The sequence below is a fragment of the Hasllibacter halocynthiae genome (assembly GCF_003003095.1).
In the GTDB taxonomy this organism is placed as follows: domain Bacteria; phylum Pseudomonadota; class Alphaproteobacteria; order Rhodobacterales; family Rhodobacteraceae; genus Hasllibacter; species Hasllibacter halocynthiae.
The window spans coordinates 994,902-1,017,222 of the sequence record NZ_PVTT01000001.1; the positions used below are offsets into that span (position 1 = coordinate 994,902).

Consider the following 22,321-nt stretch of genomic DNA (forward strand, 5'->3'; position numbering starts at 1 on the left):
TAGGGCCCGCGCCCCGCTAGACGAGCGCCGGCAGCCCGGTCATCGCGGCGAGGGCGGCGGCGACCAGCGCCGCCGCCTGCCAGAGGTCGGCCCGCCGGCGGCGCAGCGCCTGACCCAGCAGCGTCCCGGCCGTCAGGACCGGCAACGCGAGAAGGCCGAGGAGGACCGCCCGTTCGGTCAGGAGGCCGCCCCCCGCGAGCAGCGCCAGCATCAGCCCGTTGAGCATCGGCAGGGCGAGGGCGACGCCTTCGCGCGTTCCCCGGGGCTCGCCCCGGCAGCCGAGGCGGACGAGGGCGACGACCGGGGCGGCCATGCCGAACGCCCCCCAGCTCGTCCCGGCGAGGGTGCCGAGGAGCGCGCGCGACCAGCGCCCGTCCGGCAGGCGGTAGCGCAGTCCCATGCCCAGCGCGACGACCGTAGCCACCCCGAGGACGCAGACGGCGGTCCGCAGGAGGTAGGGCTCCGCGCTGACGAGGATCGGCAGCCCCACCACCATTCCGAGGGCGCCGCAGGCGAGGATCGAGACGGTCGTGCGCCGGTCGGCGGCCGCGGCGTGGCGCGGCGCCGAGGTGGCGAGCGTGCCCAGCGCGGCGATGGTGAAGACCGTCACGGCCTCGACCGGCGGAAGGTGGATCATGGCGAGCGGAAGGAACACGAGCGCGGCGCCGAAACCCGCGATCCCCAACCCGATCCCCGAAACCGCCCCCGCCGCGAGAAGCACGCCCGTCCCCGGCGCGAGGAGGAGCCCGAGGTCAGGCATCCGCGCCGAACTGGGTGCCCGCCGCGGGTCCGTCCGCGGGCGTGTCCCAGTCGCGCTTCACCCCCAGCCAGAGCAGCGCCGCCGAAGCGACGAAGATGGACGAGTAGGTCCCCACGATCACCCCCCAGGTCATCGCGAACACGAAGCCGCGGATCACGTCGCCGCCGAGGACCAGCAGCGAGATCAGCGCGAGGAGGGTGGTTGCGGAGGTCATGAAGGTACGGCTGAGCGTCTCGTTGATGGAGAGATTCAGAACGTCCTTCAATGGCATTTTCTTGTACTTGATGAGGTTTTCCCGAACCCTGTCGAAGACGACGACCGTGTCGTTCAGCGAGTATCCCACGATCGTCAACAATGCCGCGATGATGGCCAAGTCGAACCTGATCTGCAGCTCGGAGAAGATGCCGATGGTCAGGATCACGTCGTGGACGAGGGCGATCACCGCGCCCACGGCGAACTGCCATTCGAAGCGCAGCCAGATGTAGACCAGCACCGCCCCGATCGCGAGGACGACCGCCAGTGCGGCCGTCTGCACCAATTCGCCCGAGACCTTGGGGCCGACCGATTCGACGGCGCCGAAGGTGATGTCGGGCCGGACCTCGCGCAGCGCGTCCTGCATGGCGGCGACGGTGGCGCCGGAGATCGCCTCGTCGCCCTCCTGGACCTGGACGCGGATCATGGCGACGTTCCGCTCCTCGCCGAAGGCGGGGTCGAACACCTCCGAGATGGAGACGTCGCCCAGGCCCAGGGGCTCCAGCGCGGCGCGGTACTCGGCCACGTCCACGGCGCGGGGGGACTCGGTGCGGATCGTGGTGCCGCCCTGGAAGTCGATGCCGTAGTTCAGGCCCTGCACGAGGAACGAGCCGAACGCGAGCACGATCAGGAAGGCCCCAATGCCGAGCCACAGCTTCCACCGGGAGAAGAAGTCGAACGACGTGCTCTCGGGAACGAGGCGGAGTCTCATGGCGCTATACCTCGATGGTGCGCGGGCGGCGCCGCTCGAACCAGGTGACGATCAGCAGGCGTGTGACGTAGATCGCCGTGAAGACGGACGTCACGATCCCGAAGCCCAGCGTGATGGCGAACCCCCGCACCGGGCCCGAGCCCATCGCGAAGAGGATGACGGCCGTGATGAAGGTCGTCACGTTCGCGTCCACGATGGCCGACAGCGCCTTCTCGTAGCCCAGCTCGATGGCGCGGGCGGGACCCTTCGCGGTCTTCAGCTCCTCGCGTATGCGCTCGAACACGAGGACGTTGGCGTCCACCGCCATCCCCACGGTCAGCACGATCCCCGCGATGCCCGGCAGCGTCAGCGTCGCCCCGACGAGCGACAGCAGCCCGAAGAGCAGCGCGATGTTCAGGATCAGCGCCACGTTCGCGAAGAGGCCGAAGAGGCCGTAGGCGAGGGCCATGAACACCAGGACGAAGGCGAAGGCGACCACGGTCGCGATGCGGCCGGCGTCGATGCTGTCCTGGCCCAGCTCGGGCCCGACGGTCCGCTCCTCGACGAAGTCCAGCTCGGCCGGGAGGGCGCCGGCGCGCAGCAGCACAGCGAGGTTCGTCGTCTCCTCGACGGTGAACCGGCCGGTGATGATGCCCGAACCGCCCGGGATGTGGGAGATGATCTCCGGGGCGGAGACGACCTCCTCGTCGAGGACGATCGCGAAGAGCTGGCCGATGTTCTCGAGCGTGTAGTCACCGAAGATGCGCGCGCCCGCCGGGTTGAACTGGAAGGAGACGGCGGGCTCGCCGTTCTGGTCGAAGGCCGGCTGGGCGTTGGTCAGCTGCTCGCCCGTGACGACGGGCGTGGCCTCCAGGAGGTAGAAGAAACCTTCCTGCCGGGGGTCGGCGGAGGGGAGGAACAGCTCCCGCGGGCCGGGCCTGACGTCGGTGTCGGTGGTGCGGCGCAGGACCGGGTGGAAGGTCAGCTGCGCCGTCGTGCCGATCAGCTGGCGCAGCTCCTCCGCGCTGCCGAGGCCGGGCACCTGGATCAGCACGCGCCGTTCGCCCTGGCGCTGGATCGTCGGCTCGCGGGTGCCGACCTCGTCGACGCGGCGGCGGATGATCTCGACCGTCTGGCGCATGGTCTGCTCGTCGACGGCCTGCCGCTCGGCCTCCGAGAGGGTGATGGTCAGCACGTCGCCGGCGCCCGTGACCTCGATGTCGCGCGCGGCGCCCCCCGTCAGCGAGGCGACGGGCCGGGCGAGGCTGCGGGCGATCGCGACCGCGCGGGCCATGCCCGCCTCCTCGGCGATGCGGATGCGGAGGGCGTCGCCCCCTTCGTCGATGCGGCGGATCGGCCCGACCTCGGCGCGGGCCTCGCGCAGAAGGTCCCGCAGCTCGGGCCAGAGGCCGTCGAGGCGCGTCTCGTACACGTCCTCGAGCCGCACCTCGGCCAGGAGGTGCGCCCCGCCCCGCAGGTCGAGCCCGAGGTTCACGAGCCCCGAGGGCAGGAAGTCCGGCCAGAGCGCGGCGTCGCCCTCCAGCGCCGGGGTCGCGACGCCCTCGCGCTCCATCAGGAGGCGGGCGTCGTTCGCCTGCTCGACCCGGCCGTAGAAGACGTTGGGCAGCGCGAGGACGACGCCGATCGCGACCGTCAGCCAGATCAGCCAGCGCTTCCAGGGCTCGATTCGGATCATCGGCTCACTTCGCCGCCGGCTCGGTCTTGGAGAGGACCTGCTGGATCGTGGGGCGCATCACCAGGACGCGCACGTCCTTCGCGATCTCGACCTCGACCTCGGCATCGTCCTCCTTCACGCGGGTCACCTTGCCGACGACGCCGCCCCCTGTGACCACCCGGTCGCCCCGGCGCAGCGCCGCGACCATGGCCTGATGGTCCTTCAGCCGCTTCTGCTGGGGACGGATCAGGAGGAAGTACATGATCCCGAAGATCAGGACGAGCGGGATGAGCGAGCCTAGGGCGCCGGCGCCCCCCCCGGCGGCCTGCGCGTAGGCGGGCGTGACGAACATGGCGGAAATCCCCTGTCGAGCGGTCCGTGGTCCTTTATTGGCAGCCCCCTTCGCCCGCAAGCGCGCCCGGCTTCAAATGCGCGCGGGGGGCCGGTAAGGGGCGCCCGAGCATCAGGAGGCCCCCATGCACGACATCCGCGCCGTCCGGCAGGACCCAGAAGGCTTCGACGCCGCCCTCGCCCGGCGGGGGGAAGGGCCGGTGTCCGCCGAACTCCTGGCGCTGGACGAGGCGCGGCGCGGGGCGATCCAGGGGGCTGAGGCGGCGCTGGCGGATCGGAACGCCGCGTCGAAGGAGGTCGGGAAGGCGAAGGCCGCGGGCGACGAGGAGGGGTTCGAGCGCCTTCGCGCCCTCGTCGCCGCCAAGAAGGACGAGATCGCGACGCTCGAGGTCGAGGCCAGGACGGCGGACGAGGCCCTGGCCGCCCGCCTCCTGGAGCTGCCGAACCTGCCCGACCCTCGCGTTCCCGACGGCGGCTCGGAGGAGGACAACGTCGAGCTGCGCCGCTGGGGCGCCCCCCGCGATATCCTAGCCGCGAGGGAGCATCACGAGATCCCCGCCGTCGTCTCCGGCGAGAACGGGCCCGGCATGGACTTCGAGACCGCCGCGAGGATGTCCGGCAGCCGCTTCGTGCTGCTTCGCGGGGCCGTCGCGCGGGTGCACCGGGCGCTGGCGCAGTTCATGCTGGACGTGCAGACGGGCGAGAACGGGCTGGAGGAGACCATGACCCCCGTCCTCGTCAACGACGCGGCGATGCTGGGGACGGGACAGCTGCCGAAGTTCGCCGAGGACAGCTATCGCACGGAGGAGGGAAAATGGCTGATCCCGACCTCGGAGGTGACGCTGACGAACACGGTCGCGGGCGACGTGCTGGCCGAGGCCGACCTGCCCCGGCGGCTCTGCGCCCATACCCTGTGTTTCCGGTCCGAGGCGGGCAGCGCCGGGCGGGACACGGCCGGGATGCTGCGCCAGCACCAGTTCGAGAAGGTCGAGATGGTGTCGATCACCCATCCGGACGCGTCGCGGGGCGAGCTGGACCGCATGACCGGCTGCGCCGAAGGCATCCTGGAGCGGCTGGGCCTGCCCTACCGCACGGTCGTGCTGTGCACCGGCGACATGGGCTTCGGCGCCCGCCGCACCCACGACATCGAGGTCTGGCTGCCGGGCCAGGACGCCTATCGCGAGATCTCGTCCTGCTCGGACATGGGCGACTTCCAGGCCCGCCGGATGAACGCCCGCTTCAAGCCGGCGGCGGGGGGCAAGCCGGCTTTCGTCCATACCTTGAACGGCTCGGGCCTCGCGGTGGGGCGCTGCCTGATCGCGGTGCTGGAGAACGGGCAGGAGGCGGACGGCTCCGTCACCCTGCCCGAGGCCCTGCTCCCCTGGCTGGGCGGGAAGGGCCGGATCACGGCGGACGGGGTGCTGGAATAGGGGCCGCGGGACGGACCGTTCGGCCTTCTGGCGCGTAGGGGTGGCATGACCTTGCGCGCCGCCCTCGTCCTTCTGCTCGCGCTCGCTTTCGCGATCTCGCCGCTCTTCAGCGATTTCAGCGGGTTCGACCCCGCGCTCTATCCCGTTCCGCAGGAGGACCCGCCCGTCCAGCCCGCGGGGATCGCCTTCTCGATCTGGTCGCTCATCTACCTCTGGCTCGTCATCCACGGGGCCTTCGGCCTCTGGAGGCGGCGCGAGGATCCGGTCTGGGACGCGGTGCGCTGGCCCCTGATCGGCTCGCTCGCGGTGGGGGTGCCGTGGCTGGCGGTGGCGGGCGCCTCCGCGATCTGGGCGACGGCGATGATCTGGGCGATGCTCGTGCTCGCGGTCTGGGCGCTGATGCGCGCGGACCGGCGGGATCGCTGGCTGCTCGCGCCGCCGATCGCGATCTACGCGGGGTGGCTGACGGCGGCGTCCTGCGTGTCGGTGGGCCTGATGCTGGCGGGGTGGGGCGTCACGTCCGAGACGGTAGCCGCATGGATCGGCCTCGCGCTGGCGCTGACGGTGGCCGGGCTGGTGCAGACCGCGAAGCCCTGGGCTTGGGAGTACGGCGCCGCGGTCGTCTGGGCGCTGTTCTGGGTGGTGGTGAAGAACGCCGCCGGCCCCCTGTCGGTCGCGGTGGTGGCGGGGCTGGGGGCGCTGGCGGTGGTGGCGCTGGCCTGGTCGACGAGTCGCCGGGCGGCGCGGACGGCCTAGCGCCCCTCGTCCGCGCGGCCCTTGCCCAGATGCTTGCGAAGGCGGCTGGGTGTGGACTTCTTGCGGTCCTTGTAGGGGTTCTTGTCGCCCTGCCCGCGCAAGGTCAGGCGGATGGGCGTGCCGGGCATGTCGAAATCCTCGCGCAGGCCGCCGACGAGGTAGCGGCGGTAGCTCTCGGGCACCTCCTTGGGAATCGAGGTCATCACCACGAAGGCCGGCGGGCGGGTCTTCACCTGGGTCATGTAGCGCATCTTGATCCGCCGCCCGCCCGGCGCGGGGGGGGGATGCGCCTCGGTCATCCCGGCGAGCCACTGGTTCAGCCGGGCGGTGGGGACGCGGCGGTTCCAGACGTCATGCGCCTTCAGGACCGCTTGAAGAAGCCGGTCCAACCCCCTGCCCGTCCTAGCGGAAACGGTGACGAGCGGCGCACCGCGCAGCTGCGGCAGGAGGCGGTCCATCGCCTCCTTCAGATCGGCGAGCCGGGCCTGCCGGTCCTCGACCGCGTCCCATTTGTTCACCGCGACGACGACCGCCCGCCCCTCGCGCTCGGCCAGGTCGGCGATGCGGAGGTCCTGGCTCTCGAACGGGATGTCCGCGTCGAGGAGGACGACGACGACCTCCGCGAAGCGCACCGCGCGCAGGCCGTCGGAAACGGACAGTTTCTCTAGTTTCTCCTGCACCTTGGCGCGCTTCCGCATTCCCGCGGTATCGAAGATGCGGATCGGGGTTCCGCCCCAGTCGGCGCGCACGGATATGGCATCGCGCGTGATCCCGGCCTCCGGCCCGGTGAGGAGGCGATCCTCGCCCAGTATCGCGTTGATCAACGTCGACTTTCCGGCGTTGGGCCGACCGACGACTGCGATCTGCAGGGGCCGCGAATCGGTCGGGACGCGGGGGGCGTCGTCGTCGCCATCCTCGACCGCGACGTCTGTCTCGGCCTCGTGGGAGACGTGCGCGTCGACGAGGGGCTGCAGCGCGGCGAGCAGCTCGCCCATCCCCTCGCCATGCTCTGCCGAAAGCTCGATCGGATCGCCCAGGCCCAGCGCGTAGGCTTCGAGCGCGCCGGCGGCGCCCTTCGCGCCCTCGGACTTGTTGGCGCCGAGAAGGACGGTCTTCCCGGACTTCCTCAGCAGGTCGGCCAGCGCCTCGTCCACGGGGGTGACGCCGGCGCGGGCGTCGACGAGGAAGAGGGCGGCGTCGGCCTCGGCGATGGCACGCTCGGTCAGGGCGCGCATGCGGCCCTGGAGGCTGTCGTCGGTCGCCTCCTCCAGCCCGGCGGTGTCGACGACGGTGAAGCGCAGGTCGCCAAGCCGCGCCTCGCCCTCGCGGAGGTCACGGGTCACGCCGGGCTGGTCGTCCACCAGGGCGAGACGCTTGCCGACGAGCCGGTTGAAGAGGGTCGACTTGCCCACGTTGGGCCGTCCGACGATGGCGAGGGCGAAGGGCATGGCGCGCCGCTTAGGCAAAGCCGGGGGGCAAGGCAAATCCCGTAGCGCACGGCGCATTGCGCCGGGGCGTTCAGGGCCCTTTCTTTTCGGTCATGTCACACGGTTACGCTGCGAGGCCCGCTGTTTCCCGATTTCCAGCGCGCAATCCCGACGCACGGTAACGGTCCGTCAACACATCCTCCTTATCATGGGCGCTAAGACGGAGGTGCGAGGCAGGATGCTGCGACGAAGCGGCCCCATCGCCGGCCCCGGAAGGGGCACGGCCGCGCGGGAAGCGCGAGGAAGCATCGGCGGCGACGCCGGTGACCGGGAGGGGTATGGCCTGCGGCCGCGACGGGACGGCCCGAACGTCTCGCCCCAGGCGGTGGCGGTGGCTCTGGTCGGACCGGATCCCCTTGCGGGTGGGCGCGGCCGCGCGACGTGGATCGTGGCGGCGGCCGCCGTCGTGCCCGCGACGCCGGCCCGCTGCATCCTCGCCATCGATGCGGTGCTGCGGCGCCTGCCGGTCACGGTGCGCCGGCTTGCAGGCCGTACCCTCCACGCACGACCGGGCGGCAGGCGGGCCGGGCGGCGCCGCGCGCGCCCGTCAGCGGAACGCGTTGAGCACCCCGTCCCGTCCCACGACGTAGAGGGTGCGGCCGGCGACCGTGGGCTGCGCGGCCGCGCCCGACGGGATCGCGACCTGCGCCGAGATCGCCCCCGTGGCCGGGTCGAGGCCGCGCAGCAGCCCGTCCGATCCCGCGACCCAGAGGCGTCCGCCGGCGAGGACGGGGCCGAAATGCGCGACCTCGCCCACGCGCCGGTCGGGACGTCCGGCGGGAATCGGCCCCGGCAGCTCGGTGGACCAGATCGGCCGGCCCGTGGCGCGGTCGAGGCGCACGGCGCGCGAATCGTCCGTGACCGCGAAGACGCTGTCGCCCGCGACGGAGAGGGGGCCGGCCGCGCCCTCGCGCGCGGTCCAGAGCGGCTCGCCCGTGGCCGGGTCGAAGGCGCCGAGGCGTCCCGAGACGTTGCCCGCGAAGATCGTCCCTCCGGAGAGGACCGGCGCGCCGGCGATGTCGGTCAGCGCGGCGTAGGCGGTGCCCGTGCGCGCCCCGGCGAGCGTGCGGGCCCAGCGCTGGGTGCCGCCTTCGCGGAAAGCCGCGACGAGCTGGGTCGAGCGGTAGGGGAAGACCACGAGGTCCTGCGTCACCAGCGGCGCGGGCGCGTGCGTGCGCCCCGAGACATCCGAGACCCCCGCGAGCGTCCAGAGCACGCGCCCCGTGGTGGCATCCACGGCCCAGCCGACCGCGTCGCGCGCGGCGACGTAGACGATCCCGCCGCGCGGGGTCGGCGCGCCCGTGGCGGCCGCCTCGACGTCCTGGCGCCAGAGCTCGCGCCCCGTGGCGGGGTCGAGGGCGTGCAGCCGCCCGTAGCCGGTCGTCACGAAGAGGCGCCCGTCCGCGAAGGCGACGCCGCCGCCCGAAGCCTGCCCCGGCGCGTCGGCGGGGGGCGTCAGCTCGGTCCGCCAGAGCGGCTGGCCCGTGGCCGAGACCGCGGAGACGGCGCTGATCGAGTCCTGCGCGAAGATCCGGCCGCCGGCGACCACGGGCGCGGCGGTGATGACGTGCCGGCGGTCGTTGGCGGCGCCGATCGGCGCCCGCCAGGCCAGTCGCGGCGCGGGCGAGAGGGCGGCATGCCCGGCGTCGTGCTCGGGGCCGCAGCCGATCATGGGGCAGTCCGCGCGGGCGACGGGCGGAGGCGCCGCGAAGGCCCGGGGGCCGAGCTGGGTCGCCGCCGGCGCGTCCTCGGGGCGGATCGGCTCGCGCTGACCGGCGAGCAGGGTCTCGCGCTCCGCGCAGGCGGCGAGGGCCAGGACGGCCAGGAGGGCGGCACGCCGCCCGGCTGCAATGGCCCTCATCCCGCTCCCCCGGTCTTCCCGTCCGTACCGCCCCCAGGCCGCGCGCATGGGCCCTACAGCCCCTCGGGCGTGCCGCCCAGCGCGACGATGGCCTGCGCCGCCCGCGTACGCAAGTCCGCCGATGCCTCGGCGTCCACGAGGATCGCCTGCAGGCGCGTCAGGGCCGTGGCGGGGTTGCCCGCGGCGGCGTCGGCATAGGCCAGCCGCTCCTCCGCGAGGAGGCGGTAGGGCGCCCCGGGCGCGGCGGCCGACAGCAGGAGGTCGTCCACCATCGGGTCGCCCGGCGCCGCATCCGCAAGGCGGATCGCCGCTAGGTCGCGGTAGAGCGCCGGCTGCGCGGGATCGGCCGCGAGGGCGCGCAGCGCGCCCACGTCCCCCGCCCCGCCCGCGAGGAGGAGGGCGACGGGACCGTCGCCGGCCGCCTCGCGCAGGCGGGCGGGGTCGCCGCCGTCGATCGCGGCGGCGAGCGCGTCGCCGCGCGCCTGCATCGCGGTCTGGTCGCGGGCCTTGCGCCATTCGTTCCAGGCGGTGCCGCCGACGATGAGGAGGATGACGAGCACCGCGACCGGCGCCCAGCGCCGCATCGCCGCGAAGAGGCGGTCGCGCCGCAGCTCGTCGGTGACCTCGTCGATGAAGCCGTCGCTCTCGCTCATGGGGCCCTCTCTCGCGCGTCCGGGGGTGCCCTATCGCGGGCACGAGGGGGGGAAAAGGGCCGATGGGCGGGCTTGGCGCTTGACTCAGGCGGGTCGGACCCGCCATCTGGAACTGAACCGAACGGTTCGATATCACCCGTCGGACCGCCGGGGCGCTGCACCTGCGACCGTGCGCCGCGATGCGAAGTGCCGCCCTGGGCGGCGAAGGATACTTGAATGCGATTGATCTCCGTCCTGCTGGCCCTCGCGGTCTCGGTCACGCTCTACGCGTTGGTCTTCGAGCGCGACCGGCTCGTCATGCTGGCGTCGCGCGGGGACGCGGCCGAGGCGGAGATCCCCGTCGCGGCCGTGGCCGATCCGGAAGCCGGGGCGCCCCCCGAGGCGGGGACGGCGCGCCTGGCGGTCGTGGCGGCCCGGATCGAGGCGGAGCCCGTGCGCGACGCGGTCCTCCTGCGGGGGCAGACGGAGGCGAGCCGGCAGGTCGAGGCGCGCGCCGAGACGTCCGGCCTCGTGGTGTCCGAGCCGCTCCGGCGGGGCGCGGAGGTGCGCGCGGGCGAGGCGCTGTGCGCGCTGGACCCCGGCACGCGGCAGGACGACCTGGAGGAGGCGCGCGCCCGCCTGGCGGAGGCACGCGCCCGCCTGCCCGAGGCCGAGGCGCGGGTGCCGGCGGCGCAGGCCCGCCAAGCCGAGGCGGCCGGCCAGGTCCTGGCCGCGGAGGCGGGGCTGATCGAGGCGCGCGCCCGCCTGCGCGAGGCCGAGATCAACGCCAACGCCGCCGAGCGCCTGTCGGAGGGCGGGTTCGCGGCCGACACGCGGGTCGCCAACGCGGAGGCTTCCCTCGAGTCGGCCCGCGCCGGCGTGATCGCCGCCCAGGCGCAGCAGGAGGGGGCGGCGGCCGGCGTGACGGCGGCCGCCGCAGACGTGGACGGGGCGGAGGCCGCCGTGCAGAGCGCGCGCGCCGGCATCCAGGCCGCGCAGGCCTCCGTCGCCGCCGCCGAGCGCGAGCTGGAGCGGCTGGTCATCGAGACGCCCTTCGACGGCCTGCTGGAGACCGACACCGCCGAGCTGGGCGCGCTGCTTCAGCCGGGCGCCGTCTGCGCCACGGTGCTGCAGCTCGACCCGATCAAGCTGGTGGCCTTCCTGCCCGAGACCGAGCTGAACGCCGCGCGCGTGGGCGCGCGGGCCGGCGGCCGGCTGGCCACCGGCGAGCGGGTGGAGGGCGAGGTCGCCTTCGTCGCCCGCAGCGCCGACCCCGCGACCCGCACCTTCCGGGTCGAGGTCGAGATCCCCAACGAGGACGGGCACATCCGCGACGGGCAGACGGTGGAGCTGGTGATCGAGGGCGACGCACGGGCCGGGCACCTGATCCCGCGCTCGGCGATGACGTTGGACGACGACGGCGCGCTCGGGGTGCGGCTGAACGTGGACGGGATCACCCGCTTCGCGCCGGTCGAGATCCTGCGCGACGAGCGGGACGGGGTCTGGGTGACGGGCCTGCCCGACACGGCCGAGGTCATCGTCACCGGCCAGGAATACGTGCGCGACGGGGTGCCGATCGACGTGACGTTCCGCCAGGGGGCGATCCGATGACGGGGATGGTCGACTGGGCGGCGAGCCGGGCGCGGATGGTGCTGGCGTTCATCGCCCTCTCGCTGCTGGTGGGGGGCTTCGCCTACGCCGCGCTTCCCAAGGAGGGCGAGCCGGACATCGAGATCCCGGCGGTCGTCATCTCGCTGCCCTTCCCCGGCATCAGCGCCGAGGACGCGGAGGAGCTGCTGATCCGCCCCATGGAGCAGGAGCTGGGCGAGATCGACGGGCTGGACACGATGACCAGCACCGCCGCCGAGGGCTACGCCAACATCGTGCTGGAGTTCGAGTTCGGCTGGGACAAGACGGCCGTCCTCGCGGACGTGCGCGACGCGATGCAGAAGGCCGAGGCCGACTTCCCCGACGGCTTCGAGCAGTACACGATCGACGAGTTCAACTTCTCGGAGTTCCCGATCGTCATCGTCTCGCTCTCCGGTGCGGTGCCGGAGCGCGAGATGCTGCGCCTCGCCGAGGACCTGCAGGAGCGGCTGGAAGGCCTCGACGCGGTGCTGGAGGCCCCGCTCGCGGGGCATCGCGAGGAGATGGTCGAGGTCGTGATCGACCCGCTCCGGCTCGAATCCTACAACGTCACCGCCGCCGAGCTGGTCGCCGTGGTGCAGAACAACAACGCCCTCGTCGCGGTGGGCGCGCTCGACGGGCCTTCGGGGTCGAACGCCCTGAAGATCGACAGCGCCTTCGACGGGGTCGAGGACATCTACGACCTGCCGGTCAGCACGAACGGCGACCGGACCGTGACGATGGGCGACCTGGCCGACATCCGCCTGACCTTCGAGGACCGCGAGGGCACCGCGCGCTTCGACGGCGACACCACCGTCGCCGTGCAGGTCGTGAAGCGGAAGGGCTTCAACCTGATCGACACGGTCGCCCTGATCCGCGAGGAGGTCGCCGCCGAGGTCGCCGGCTGGCCCGAGGAGCTGCGCGACGCGCTGACGGTCAGCGTCTCGAACGACCAGTCGCGGCAGGTCCGTTCGATGGTGGCGCAGCTGGAGGGGTCGGTGCTGACGGCCATCGCGCTGGTGATGATCGTGGTCCTCGCCTCGCTGGGCCCGCGCTCGGCGCTGCTGGTGGGGTTCGCGATCCCGACCTCGTTCCTCCTGTGCTTCGCGTTCCTCGCGGTGATGGGCGTCTCGATCTCGAACATCGTGATGTTCGGGCTGATCCTCGCGGTGGGGATGCTGGTGGACGGCGCCATCGTGGTGGTCGAGTACGCCGACAAGCGCCTGAAGGAAGGCGCGGGGCCGATGCAGGCCTACACGGACGCGGCCAAGCGAATGTTCTGGCCCATCGTGTCATCGACCGCGACGACGCTGTGCGCGTTCCTTCCCATGCTCTTCTGGCCGGGCGTGCCGGGGGAGTTCATGGGCATGCTTCCGGTCACGCTGATCTTCGTGCTGTCGGCGTCGCTGGTGGTGGCGCTGATCTACCTGCCCGTCATGGGCGGGGTCGCCGGCCGGCTGAGCCGCGTCTTCGACCGCGGCGCGACGTTCCTGCGCGGCGTCCTGCCCTGGATCGTGCGGGCGGCCCTGGTGCCCGTGGCCCTCTATGGGGTGTTCGTGGGCGCCATGTCGATCCTGAACCCGTCCTACGTGCTGGGCGCGCTGGCCCCCGGCGGGATCGCGGGCGTGGCGGTCGGCGGCGCCCTCTTCTGCGCGGCGTCGGCCGCGGCGGCGGTCGTGCTGGGATCGGCCCGGATCGAGCGGGCGCCCCGGCGCATCCGCGCAGGCCATCGCCGCACCGTCTTCGGCGCCTTCATCAAGGGCATCGCGGGCAACCCGGTCATGCCCGTCGTCACGGTCGGCGTGGTGATCTTCTTCGTCGTCTCGGTGTTCGGCTACTTCGGGGAGAACAACAACGGCGTCGAGTTCTTCGTCGAGTCCGAGCCCGAGCAGGCCATCGTCTACGTGCAGGCGCGCGGCAACCTCTCGCTGGAGGAGCAGGACGACCTCCTGCGGCAGGTCGAGGGCGTGGTCCTCGCGGAGGAGGGGGTCGACAGCGCCTTCGCCTTCGCCGGCGCGGGCGGGCTGAACGCCAACACCGGCGGCGCGGGCGGGCCGCTGGACGCGGTGGGCCAGGTGCAGATCGAGCTGGTCCCCTGGGAGGACCGCGCCGCCTTCGCCGCCTCGGGCGAGACGGAGCTGACCCTGGAGGAGCTGGACGGCGACCGCGTGCTCGCGCGGCTGGAGGGGGAGTTGGCGCGCATCCCCGGCATCCGGTTCGAGGTGCTGAACCTCGCGCAGGGGCCGGCCTCGGCCAAGCCGATCCACCTGCGCCTCATGGGCGAGGACCTGGGCGTGCTGGAGGAGGCGGCCGACATCGTGAGCGCGCGCTTCGCCGCCACCCCGGGCGTCGTGCGGCTGGAGGACACGACCCCCCTTCCCGGCATCGACTGGCAGATCGACGTGGACGTCGAGGAGGCCGGGCGCTTCGGGGCGGACGTGCAGACGGTGGGCGCGATGGTCAGCCTGGTCACGCGGGGGCTGTTCCTCGACACGATGCGGGTCCCCTCCTCGGACGAGGAGATCGAGATCCGCGTGCGCCTGCCGGAGGAGGACCGCCTGCTGAGCACGCTGGACACGCTGAAGGTCCGCACCCCCGAGGGGCTGGTGCCGCTGGCGAACTTCGTGACCTACCGGCCGGTGCCGCAGCTCGGCCTCATCACGCGGGTGGACGAGGCGCGCTACTACGACGTGAAGGCCGACGCGGCGGACGGGCTGTCCATCGTGAAGGTCGTGCCCGCCGCGGGCCCCGGGGACGCCGAGGCCCCGCCGCCCGTGGACGTGGGCTTCGGAACCGAGTTGACCGAGGAGGAGGCCCTCGCCCGCGGGGGCGCCGACTGGGCGCTCGCGGTGCCGGGGGGCGGCGGCCTCCTCGGAGGGGGCGGCCCGGACGTGCGCTACTTCGCCTTCGACGAGGTGACGATCCCCGGCGGCCTGGGGGCGGCGGCGGACCTTCTGGGCGAGCCCGCCGACCTCGCCGTGGCGCTACCCGAGGGGCTGCCGGTCGGCGCGGTATCGGCCGTGGAGCCAGCCGACGGGACGGACGTCGAAGCGGTCGTCGTCAACCCGAACGAGCGGATCGCCGTGCTGACCGACTGGCTGGAGACGGACCCCCTGCCCGCGGGCGTGACCTGGGAATGGACCGGCGACCAGGAGGACCAGGCCGAGAGCCAGGCGTTCCTCTCCTCGGCCTTCGCGGCGGCGCTGGGGCTGATGTTCATCATCCTGCTGGCGCAGTTCAACAGCGTCTACAACGCGGTGCTGGTGCTGCTGGCGGTGGTGCTGTCGACGGCCGGGGTCCTGATCGGGATGCTGGTGATGGACCAGGCCTTCTCGATCATCATGACGGGCACGGGGATCGTGGCGCTGGCCGGGATCGTGGTGAACAACAACATCGTGCTGATCGACACCTACCAGGACTACTCGCGCTACATGCCGCGGGTGGAGGCCATCGTCCGCACGGCCGAGGACCGCATCCGTCCGGTGCTGCTGACGACGATCACCACCATGGCGGGCCTGGCGCCGATGATGTTCGGCCTGTCGCTGGACTTCATCGGGGGCGGCTACTCGGTCGATTCGCCGACGGCGCTGTGGTGGAAGCAGCTGGCGACGGCGGTGGTGTTCGGCCTGGGGGTCGCGACGGTGCTGACGCTGGTCTTCACCCCCGCGATGCTGGCGCTGCGGGTCTGGGCGTCTGCCTATGCGGTGGGCATCGGCCGACTGATCGCCCGGCTGGGCGGCGGCGCGGCGGCGCGGGACTGGGCGCTGCGGCGCGCGGCGCGCCGGGTGCCGAAGGGTCAGGAGATCGTGTGGGACTGGGGCGACGAGGCAGCCCCCGCGGCGGCCGAGCCCGAGCTGCCCTTCGACCCGCCGCCGGTGACGGGGCCGGACGACCGGGTGATGCCGCTGGCCGTGGTCGGGGACGATTCGTCCCGGCGGCAGGACTACCCACGGCCCCTGAGGGCGGCCGAATAGGGAACCCGCGGGCGCAGCTGGACGCGCGCAGAGCCGGGGGATTCGGCCCCGCGCGTTTCCAAACCAGCAACATCCTTCGGCACGGAGGTCGCGTCGTATCCCGGGCCCGAACCATCCGACCTGCAGGCTTGCAACGGGTACGGGACGCGCCGATGGTTGGCCCTCATGTTCAGAGGACCCCCATGGAACTTCTCCTTCTCCTGATCCTGCCGCTCGCGCTTCTGCCTCTACTGGGAGGAGACGACGACGATGACGACCGGACGGCCGGTGGCGATGGCGGCGGAGGCGGAGGCGGAGACGAAGGCGGGGGCTTGGATGAGGACGATTCCAGCATCGGCCGAACCGTGATCGAAGGCACGGCCGGGGGTGACGAGATCACCGACGACACGGGGCGCGACCTTCTCGTCAATGCGGGCGAGGGCGACGACGTCATCGACATCGGGGCGGGGAACGACCGGGTGTTCGCCGGCTTCGGCGACGACGAGGTGATGTCGGGCGCGGGCGACGACGAGGTGTTCCTGAGAGGCGGCGACGACCGCTGGGTGGACGATCTCCGCGAGGGTCCGGACGGGACCGTCCTGGCGGATCCCGAGGGGGACGACCTCGTGCGCGGAGGGGACGGTGAGGACGTCCTCGTGAGCATCGGCGGCGAGGACAGGTTGACAGGCGGCCAAGGCAAGGACGTCCTGAACGGGATCGAGGTCGTCTTCGGCGACATGAACGGACAGGACCTGCGCGGCGCGCCGGACGAGCTGAACGGCGGGTTCGGGAACGACGTCCTCTTCGGCGACGACGGCGATTCGCTGACGGGCGGCGAGCAGAGCGACACGTTCCTCGTCATGCGCCCGACGGGGCCGGGCGAGGAGCTGGTCGTAGTGGAGGACGCGGAGCCGGGCGAGGTCGTGGTGCTGGAGGGCACGCCGGACGGCCCGCAGGACGTGTGGCTGCGGAACAACGGGGACGGCGGCGTGACGGTGGCCTTGGGCGACACCGACATGGCCGTCCTGGCGAACCGGAGCGTCGAGGACGTGAACGGAAAGGTGTCCTTCTTGGTGATGAGCTTCGAGGATCTCCTCGAGGCGGCGGAGCTTTCCACGGCAGCGTAAGGCGGGCGGTAAGGCCGCCCGGCGGGGCGCCTCTCAGACGCCCTCCTCCTCCTCCGCCGCCTGGCGGTGCCACATGGCGGCGTAGCGGCCGCCGCGGGCGAGGAGGGCGTCGTGCGTCCCCTCCTCGACCACCACGCCGGCCTCCAGGACCACGATGCGGTCGGCGTCCACGATGGTGGACAGGCGGTGCGCGATGGTCAGCACCGTCCGGCCCTTGGACGCCTCGCGCAGCTCGGCCTGGATCTGCTGCTCGGTCCCGGTGTCGAGGGCGCTCGTCGCCTCGTCGAGGATGAGGATGGGCGGGTCCTTCAGGAGGGTCCGCGCGATGCCGACGCGCTGCTTCTCGCCCCCCGAGAGCTTCAGCCCCCGCTCGCCCACGGGGGTGTCGTAGCCTTCGGGCAGCGTGGCGATGAAATCGTGGAGGCGGGCGGCGCGGGCCGCGCGCTCGACCTCGGCGTCGGAGGCGCCGGGGCGGCCGTAGGCGATGTTGTAGCGGATCGTGTCGTTGAAGAGGACGGTGTCCTGCGGCACGACCCCGATCGCCGCGTGGAGCGAGGTCTGCGTGACCTCGCGCACGTCCTGCCCGTCGATGCGGACGGCGCCGCCCTGGACGTCGTAGAACCGGAAGAGAAGCCGCGCGATGGTCGACTTGCCCGAGCCGGAGGGCCCGACGATGGCGACGGTGCGACCCGGATCGACCCGGATCGTGACGCCCTTCAGGATGGGCCGGCGGGGGTCGTAGCCGAAGCGCACGTCGTCGAGCGCGACGGCCCCGCCCTTCACCCGCAGCGGCCGCGCGCCCGGCGCGTCGGTGACGTCGGCCGGGTGGTCGAGGAGGCCGAACATCTCGCCCATGTCGACGAGGGCCTGGCGTATCTCGCGGTAGACCGTGCCGAGGAAGTTCAGCGGCATGGTGATCTGGATCATGTAGGCGTTGACCATCACGAAGTCGCCCACCGTCAGCGCCCCGCGCGAGACCCCGATGGCCGCCATGATCATCACGGCGACGAGGGCGACGGTGATGATGACCGCCTGGCCCGTGTTCAGGATGCCGAGGGAGACCTGCGTCCGCACGGCCGCGCGCTCGTAGCCGCGCATCGCGTCGTCGTATCGCCCCGCCTCCCACGCCTCGGCGCCGAAATACTTCACCGTCTCGAAGTTCAGGAGCGAGTCGATGGCCTTCTGGTTGGCGTCGGTGTCGCGCTCGTTCATCTCGCGGCGGATGCGGACGCGCCATTCGGTCACGGCGAAGGTGAACCAGACGTAGAGGGCGATCGCCCCGAACACGACGGCGAGATAGGCGAAGTCGAACAGCACCCAGAGGATGATCCCGACGAGCAGCAGCTCGAGGATCAGGGGCGCGATGGAGAAGAGCAGGAAGCGCAGGAGGAAGTCGACGCCCTTCACCCCCCGCTCCATGATGCGGGAGAGGCCGCCGGTGCGCCGGGTGACGTGGTAGCGCATGGAGAGGGCGTGGATATGCTCGAACGTCTCGAGGGCCATGCTGCGCAGCGCGCGCTGGCCCACGGGGGCGAACACCGCGTCCCGAAGCTGCTGGAGGCCCACGTTGAGCAGGCGCGTCACGCCATAGGCGACCGTCAGGCCGACCGCGCCGATCCCCAGCGCCCAGGCCGGGTCGGGCGCGTCCGCCGTCAGCGTGTCGACGGCCGCCTTGTAGAAGAGCGGCGTCGTCACCGCGACGAGCTTGGCGAGGACCAGCGCGGCGAAGGCGACGACGACGCGGCGCTTCACCCAAGCCTGCCCGGGGGGCCAGACATAGGGAAAGACGCGGGCGATGATGGCCCAGCCGCCGCTCTCGCCCGCGGGGACGGGAACGGCGGGCGCCGCGCCGGGGGCAGCGGAATCGTCCGACCCCCCCTCGGGGGGCTTGCTGGCGGTGACGTCGGCCAAGGGACGCTCCTTCGGGGTGAAGGGCACCACCTAGGCCCGCGGGATGGGGAACGCTAGTCCGGGGGGGTCCCGGCGGGCAGGTCCGGGACCGTGAAGACCTGGCCGGGATAGATGAGGTCGGGGTCGCGGATCTGGTCGCGGTTCGCCTCGAACACGGCGGTGTAGCGCAGGCCCGAGCCGAAGCGCCGCTCCGCTATGCCCCAGAGGGTGTAGCCGGGCTGGACGGTGACGATCCGCGCGCCCTGCCCTTCGGCCGCGGCCTGCAGCGCGAGCGCCTCGTCCGTCTCGCGGAGGAAGGGCGTCTGCGCCCGCGCGGTGACGGACCCCGCCGCGTCGAGGCGGTCGGCGCGCAGGACATAGGTGCCGGGATCGATCGCGGGCAGCGAGACCGACCAGTCCCCCCGCGGCGTCGGCGTGGCGTCCGCGACGGCGCGCCCGTCGAGATAGAGGCGCACCGCCCCCTCGCCGCCGCCGGCCCGCCCCGAGAGGCGGACGTCCCCGCCCGCGCCGTAGCTGATGGCGTCGATCGCGACCCCGGCGGGCGGTTCGGGCGCCTGGAGGACGCGCAATCCGTCCGCCTCGGCGAGGAGAACACGCGGCGCCTCGGTCTGCGCGGCGGGCGGCAGGGACGGGTCCGGCGTCGCCGCGCCTTCGGGGCCGACGGGGCCGGCCATGGCGGATGCCGGGGCTTCCCACGCCGCGGCGCCGAAGGGGTCGGCGGGGACGGACGTGGCGGCGCCCGCCATCGTGGCGCCCGGCGCCATCGGGGCGGGGGGCGCGGCAGCGGCAGGCGCGGCGGCACCCGGCGCGGGGGCGACCGGCGGCGTCCGAGGGACGGCGCCCCCGCCGGCGACGACTTGCGAGGTGGCGCCGGGTGAGGGAGATCCCGCTTCGGCGGAGACGATGCCCGCGGGCGCCGGCGCCTGAGGCGCGGCGCCTCCTGTCGCCGGGGTTGCGGCCTGGGAAGACGTCGCGGCACCGTCCGCGTCCGGGCCGGGGACGCCGGCCGATCCCGGCGCGGCGGACGGATCGGAGAGGAGCGCGACCCCGGATGACGCTGGGGACGACCCCGGCGCCGGTGCGCCTGCGGGGTCGCCCGAGGCCGCCGGGGGGTCTTCGTCCGCGACGGGCAGCCGCGCCGCGAGGGCGGCCGGCGGGGGGAGCGGCGGTGCCCCGGCCGGCGCCGCGGCCGCGCCGGGCGGGGATGGGGCGATCCCGGACCGGGCCCCTGTCGCGCCCGGTCCGGCGGTATCCCCCGAAAGGACCGGGCTGTCCTGCGACCGCCGCGACCCAGCCGTCTCCGCCGCGGGCGCGGCGGCCTCGGGGATCGGGGGGGGCGGCCGATCCGGGGCGCCCGCGACCCGTGCGTCCGGCGGGGCGGCCGTGCCCATGGCGGGGGCGTCCGCCACCGGCGCCGAGGGACCTTCGGCCAGGACCACCCGCGCCTCCGGGGCGGAGGCGTCCGCCGTGGGGGGCGGCTGGACGATCACCGTCTGCCCCGATGCCGTGGCCACCCCGTCCAGCTCCGCCAGGAGGGAGAGGGCGGAGGGGCCGTCCAGCGCGACATCGTCCAGCGTGGCGAGGAAGGTTCCGTCCTCCTCGGCGAGCACGACCGCCAGCACGAGGTCGCCGGAGCGGATCGCGACGCGGGCGCCGGGCCGCGCGCGCCCTGCCACGAGGGCGGAGCCGTCCGCCTCGATCCGAACGAGGTCGAAGCCGGGCGCGTCGGGATCCGCGGGGGGGTCGGCGGGCGGCGCTTCGGTGGGACCCGCCCGATACGCCGGCGATGCGTCCGCGCCGGCGCTGACCGGCAATGCGTCCGCGCCGGCATCGGCCATGGGTGGCGCCCCGGCCGGGGCGCGCGCGTCCTGCCGCCCGGCGGCCCACCAGCCCATGACGAGCAGCATGGCTAGGGCGGCGGCCCCGGAAGCCATCGTGCGCGTCGTCATGCCCATGTTCCATCGTTCGGACGCCCCGCGCCCGAACCTCCGTCAGGTCCCCATCCCCTGCCTAGCGCGCAGCGGACGCTAGGTCAAAGCGCGGACCGTCCGCCCAGCTAGCAAGGGGCTGGGCGGGGCTCCGCGTCAGGCGCCGGGGCGGGCAAGGCGCGCGGATGCCTTTGCCCGCCCCGCCGCCGGGGCTCGGCGTCGCGCTACATCCGCGAGGCGACGTTCTCCCAGTCGACGAGGTTGTCGAGGAAGTTCTGCAGGTAGGCGGGGCGCTTGTTGCGGTAGTCGATGTAGTAGGAATGCTCCCACACGTCGCAGCCCAGGAGCGCGGTCTGCCCGAAGCAGAGCGGGTTCACGCCGTTCTCGGTCTTCGTGACCTTCAGCGCGCCGCCCTCGTCCTTCACGAGCCACGCCCAGCCCGAGCCGAACTGCCCGGCGCCGGCGGCCGCGAACTCCTCCTTCATCTTGTCGACCGAACCGAAGGACTCGATCACGGCCGATTGCAGCTCGCCCGGCATGCCCTTGGAATCGGGCGACATCATCTCCCAGAACTGGTTGTGGTTCCACATCTGCGAGGCGTTGTTGAAGAGGCCGGACTGGGCGACGGCGCCCTTCTCGTAGGTGCCGCGCACGATCTCCTCGAGGGGCCGCCCCTCCCACTCGGTGCCTTGGGCGAGCTTCGCGCCGTTGTCGGCATAGGCCTTGTGGTGGAGGTCGTGGTGATACTCCAGCGTCTCCTTCGACATGCCCTTGGGGGCGAGGGCGTCGTGCGCGTAGGGCAGGTCGGGAAGGTCGAAGGCGGCCATGAGGCGTCTCCCTTTGGGTTGCGTCCGGGCCAGACCTGTCCCGCGCCCCCGGGCCCGTCAAGCGTCGCGCGGTCCCGCCGGCACCGGCGGTCAGTAGTCGAAGAGGACGACGGGCTCGGGCACGGTGTCGTCAGCGAGGTAGAGGCCGCTCGTCAGCCAGAGGACGAGCAGCAGGACCGCTGCACCGGCCAAGGCGCCGAGGATGCGGGGATAGGGAATTCGCATGTCGCCCCTCCGGTCTGTGGCGGGACTACGCACGAAAGGGGGATGGGTTCATTTTTGTGGACAGAGGGGGAACACCGAGTTAAGAACGAAGGCGGAACATCTCGCGGAGGGGTTCAAGATGAGGAACATCGGAAGCTACGCGGACCTTCTCGCCGGGGCGCTGGAGGGCGCGCGGACCCTGCAGCGTCATGCGGACGCGAGGGCAGAAGGCGCCGCTCGGGCCTACGCGGCCCGCCCCGAGCAGGGCACGCGCGAGCGTCTCCGCATGGCGGAGATCGCCCGTGCGGCGGCACGGTGCGAGGCCGCCGAGCTGGAGGAGGCGCACCCGTTCCCGGAGCTCATCGAGGAGGACGAGGCGCCGTTCCCGGAGCTCGTCCACTGAGGGAAGGACGGGGTCAATCCTCCGTCACCCCTTCGAGGATCTCGCCCTCGCCGACCGCTTCGACGGCGGGCTCGCCGAAGGTGACGACGCCGAGGGCGATGGCGGCGCCGAAGGCGACGGCGCCGAGGATGGCGATGATGAGGAACGTTCGAAGCATGGCGCCTACTCCGTCGGGACGATGACGACGTCGTCGCCGGCGGGGTCGACCACGACGGGCTCGGGGTCGGGCCGTAGGCCGTCGAAGAGGAAGTCGAGGAACTCGAACGTGCCCCAGAAAGCCAGGACGAGGATGATCGCCACGATGACGAGGGCGACGATGGCGATGCGCTTGAGCACGTGAGGGAACCTTCCCGCGGGTGACTGTCCCGGCCCCAACCGGCCTTGCGCTGCCGGGTTCCCGCCGGAGCCGGCGGCGCGTCGCGCGCGCCTTCCCCGACCGGTGGCGCG

Annotated in this window: 19 protein-coding genes; 6 read left to right on the forward strand and 13 right to left on the reverse strand. The window is 73.0% G+C overall.

What is annotated here, in order from left to right; genetic code table 11:
• Positions 1-16: 16 nt before the first annotated feature.
• Genes BCF33_RS05055 through yajC form a run of 4 tightly spaced genes read right to left on the reverse strand, consistent with a single transcriptional unit; the run spans position 17 to position 3,730 of the window.
• A complete protein-coding gene (locus BCF33_RS05055; protein ID WP_106159790.1) occupies positions 17-760 on the reverse strand; it encodes a sulfite exporter TauE/SafE family protein in 744 nt (247 codons plus the stop codon).
• A complete protein-coding gene (gene secF, locus BCF33_RS05060) occupies positions 753-1,724 on the reverse strand; it encodes a protein translocase subunit SecF (RefSeq protein ID WP_106159791.1) in 972 nt (323 codons plus the stop codon). Before secF ends, BCF33_RS05055 begins: the two co-directional genes overlap by 8 nt.
• Before the next feature lie 4 nt (positions 1,725-1,728).
• Positions 1,729-3,399, reverse strand: coding sequence for a protein translocase subunit SecD (secD, locus tag BCF33_RS05065; protein WP_106159792.1), 1,671 nt, complete (start codon positions 3,397-3,399; stop codon positions 1,729-1,731).
• A gap of 4 nt (positions 3,400-3,403) precedes the next feature.
• Positions 3,404-3,730, reverse strand: a complete 327-nt coding sequence (gene yajC, locus BCF33_RS05070; protein ID WP_106159793.1) for a preprotein translocase subunit YajC — start codon at positions 3,728-3,730, stop codon at positions 3,404-3,406.
• 124 nt (positions 3,731-3,854) lie between these two features.
• On the opposite strand from yajC, the gene serS reads away from it, so the two are divergent.
• Entirely contained in the window at positions 3,855-5,159 is a 1,305-nt protein-coding gene (serS, locus tag BCF33_RS05075) for a serine--tRNA ligase (protein WP_106159794.1), read from the forward strand.
• Positions 5,160-5,204: 45 nt separating this feature from the next.
• A complete protein-coding gene (locus tag BCF33_RS05080; protein WP_106159795.1) occupies positions 5,205-5,915 on the forward strand; it encodes a hypothetical protein in 711 nt (236 codons plus the stop codon).
• Here the strand turns inward: BCF33_RS05080 and der are convergent.
• From der to BCF33_RS05095, 3 genes are all read right to left on the reverse strand, one after another.
• Positions 5,912-7,363 carry a ribosome biogenesis GTPase Der gene (gene der / locus BCF33_RS05085; protein ID WP_106159796.1) on the reverse strand — a complete coding sequence of 484 codons (1,452 nt, stop codon included), beginning with the start codon at positions 7,361-7,363 and terminating at the stop codon, positions 5,912-5,914. The genes BCF33_RS05080 and der overlap by 4 nt on opposite strands.
• Before the next feature lie 586 nt (positions 7,364-7,949).
• Positions 7,950-9,263 (reverse strand): PQQ-like beta-propeller repeat protein, encoded by a 1,314-nt coding sequence (locus BCF33_RS05090; RefSeq protein ID WP_106159797.1) that lies wholly within the window; start codon positions 9,261-9,263, stop codon positions 7,950-7,952.
• Between the two features lie 53 nt (positions 9,264-9,316).
• Positions 9,317-9,916 (reverse strand): hypothetical protein, encoded by a 600-nt coding sequence (locus BCF33_RS05095; RefSeq protein WP_106159798.1) that lies wholly within the window; start codon positions 9,914-9,916, stop codon positions 9,317-9,319.
• A 216-nt stretch (positions 9,917-10,132) separates the two neighbouring features.
• Here BCF33_RS05095 and BCF33_RS05100 point away from each other — a divergent pair, with 216 nt between their 5' ends.
• From BCF33_RS05100 to BCF33_RS05110, 3 genes are all read left to right on the forward strand, one after another.
• A complete protein-coding gene (locus tag BCF33_RS05100; protein WP_106159799.1) occupies positions 10,133-11,506 on the forward strand; it encodes an efflux RND transporter periplasmic adaptor subunit in 1,374 nt (457 codons plus the stop codon).
• Entirely contained in the window at positions 11,503-15,495 is a 3,993-nt protein-coding gene (locus tag BCF33_RS05105; protein ID WP_106159800.1) for an efflux RND transporter permease subunit, read from the forward strand. Before BCF33_RS05100 ends, BCF33_RS05105 begins: the two co-directional genes overlap by 4 nt.
• Before the next feature lie 182 nt (positions 15,496-15,677).
• Complete coding sequence (locus tag BCF33_RS05110) at positions 15,678-16,601, forward strand: calcium-binding protein (RefSeq protein ID WP_106159801.1); 924 nt, start codon at positions 15,678-15,680, stop codon at positions 16,599-16,601.
• Positions 16,602-16,634: 33 nt separating this feature from the next.
• Here BCF33_RS05110 and BCF33_RS05115 read toward each other — a convergent pair whose 3' ends face one another.
• From BCF33_RS05115 to BCF33_RS14445, 4 genes are all read right to left on the reverse strand, one after another.
• Complete coding sequence (locus BCF33_RS05115; protein WP_170073285.1) at positions 16,635-18,401, reverse strand: ABCB family ABC transporter ATP-binding protein/permease; 1,767 nt, start codon at positions 18,399-18,401, stop codon at positions 16,635-16,637.
• A gap of 164 nt (positions 18,402-18,565) precedes the next feature.
• On the reverse strand, positions 18,566-20,461 hold the full coding sequence (locus BCF33_RS05120; RefSeq protein WP_146132784.1) for a LysM peptidoglycan-binding domain-containing protein: 1,896 nt from the start codon (positions 20,459-20,461) through the stop codon (positions 18,566-18,568).
• Between the two features lie 203 nt (positions 20,462-20,664).
• Positions 20,665-21,267, reverse strand: a complete 603-nt coding sequence (locus BCF33_RS05125; RefSeq protein ID WP_106159804.1) for a superoxide dismutase — start codon at positions 21,265-21,267, stop codon at positions 20,665-20,667.
• A gap of 90 nt (positions 21,268-21,357) precedes the next feature.
• On the reverse strand, positions 21,358-21,492 hold the full coding sequence (locus BCF33_RS14445; protein WP_281260002.1) for a hypothetical protein: 135 nt from the start codon (positions 21,490-21,492) through the stop codon (positions 21,358-21,360).
• 118 nt (positions 21,493-21,610) lie between these two features.
• On the opposite strand from BCF33_RS14445, the gene BCF33_RS05130 reads away from it, so the two are divergent.
• Positions 21,611-21,874 (forward strand): hypothetical protein, encoded by a 264-nt coding sequence (locus BCF33_RS05130; RefSeq protein ID WP_106159805.1) that lies wholly within the window; start codon positions 21,611-21,613, stop codon positions 21,872-21,874.
• 13 nt (positions 21,875-21,887) lie between these two features.
• On the opposite strand, the gene BCF33_RS14000 is transcribed toward BCF33_RS05130, so the two are convergent.
• Together BCF33_RS14000 and BCF33_RS14005 are read right to left on the reverse strand one after the other, a co-directional pair.
• Positions 21,888-22,031 carry a hypothetical protein gene (locus BCF33_RS14000; protein WP_158259350.1) on the reverse strand — a complete coding sequence of 48 codons (144 nt, stop codon included), beginning with the start codon at positions 22,029-22,031 and terminating at the stop codon, positions 21,888-21,890.
• A 5-nt stretch (positions 22,032-22,036) separates the two neighbouring features.
• On the reverse strand, positions 22,037-22,210 hold the full coding sequence (locus BCF33_RS14005; RefSeq protein WP_158259351.1) for a hypothetical protein: 174 nt from the start codon (positions 22,208-22,210) through the stop codon (positions 22,037-22,039).
• Between the last annotated feature and the right edge of the window lie 111 nt (positions 22,211-22,321).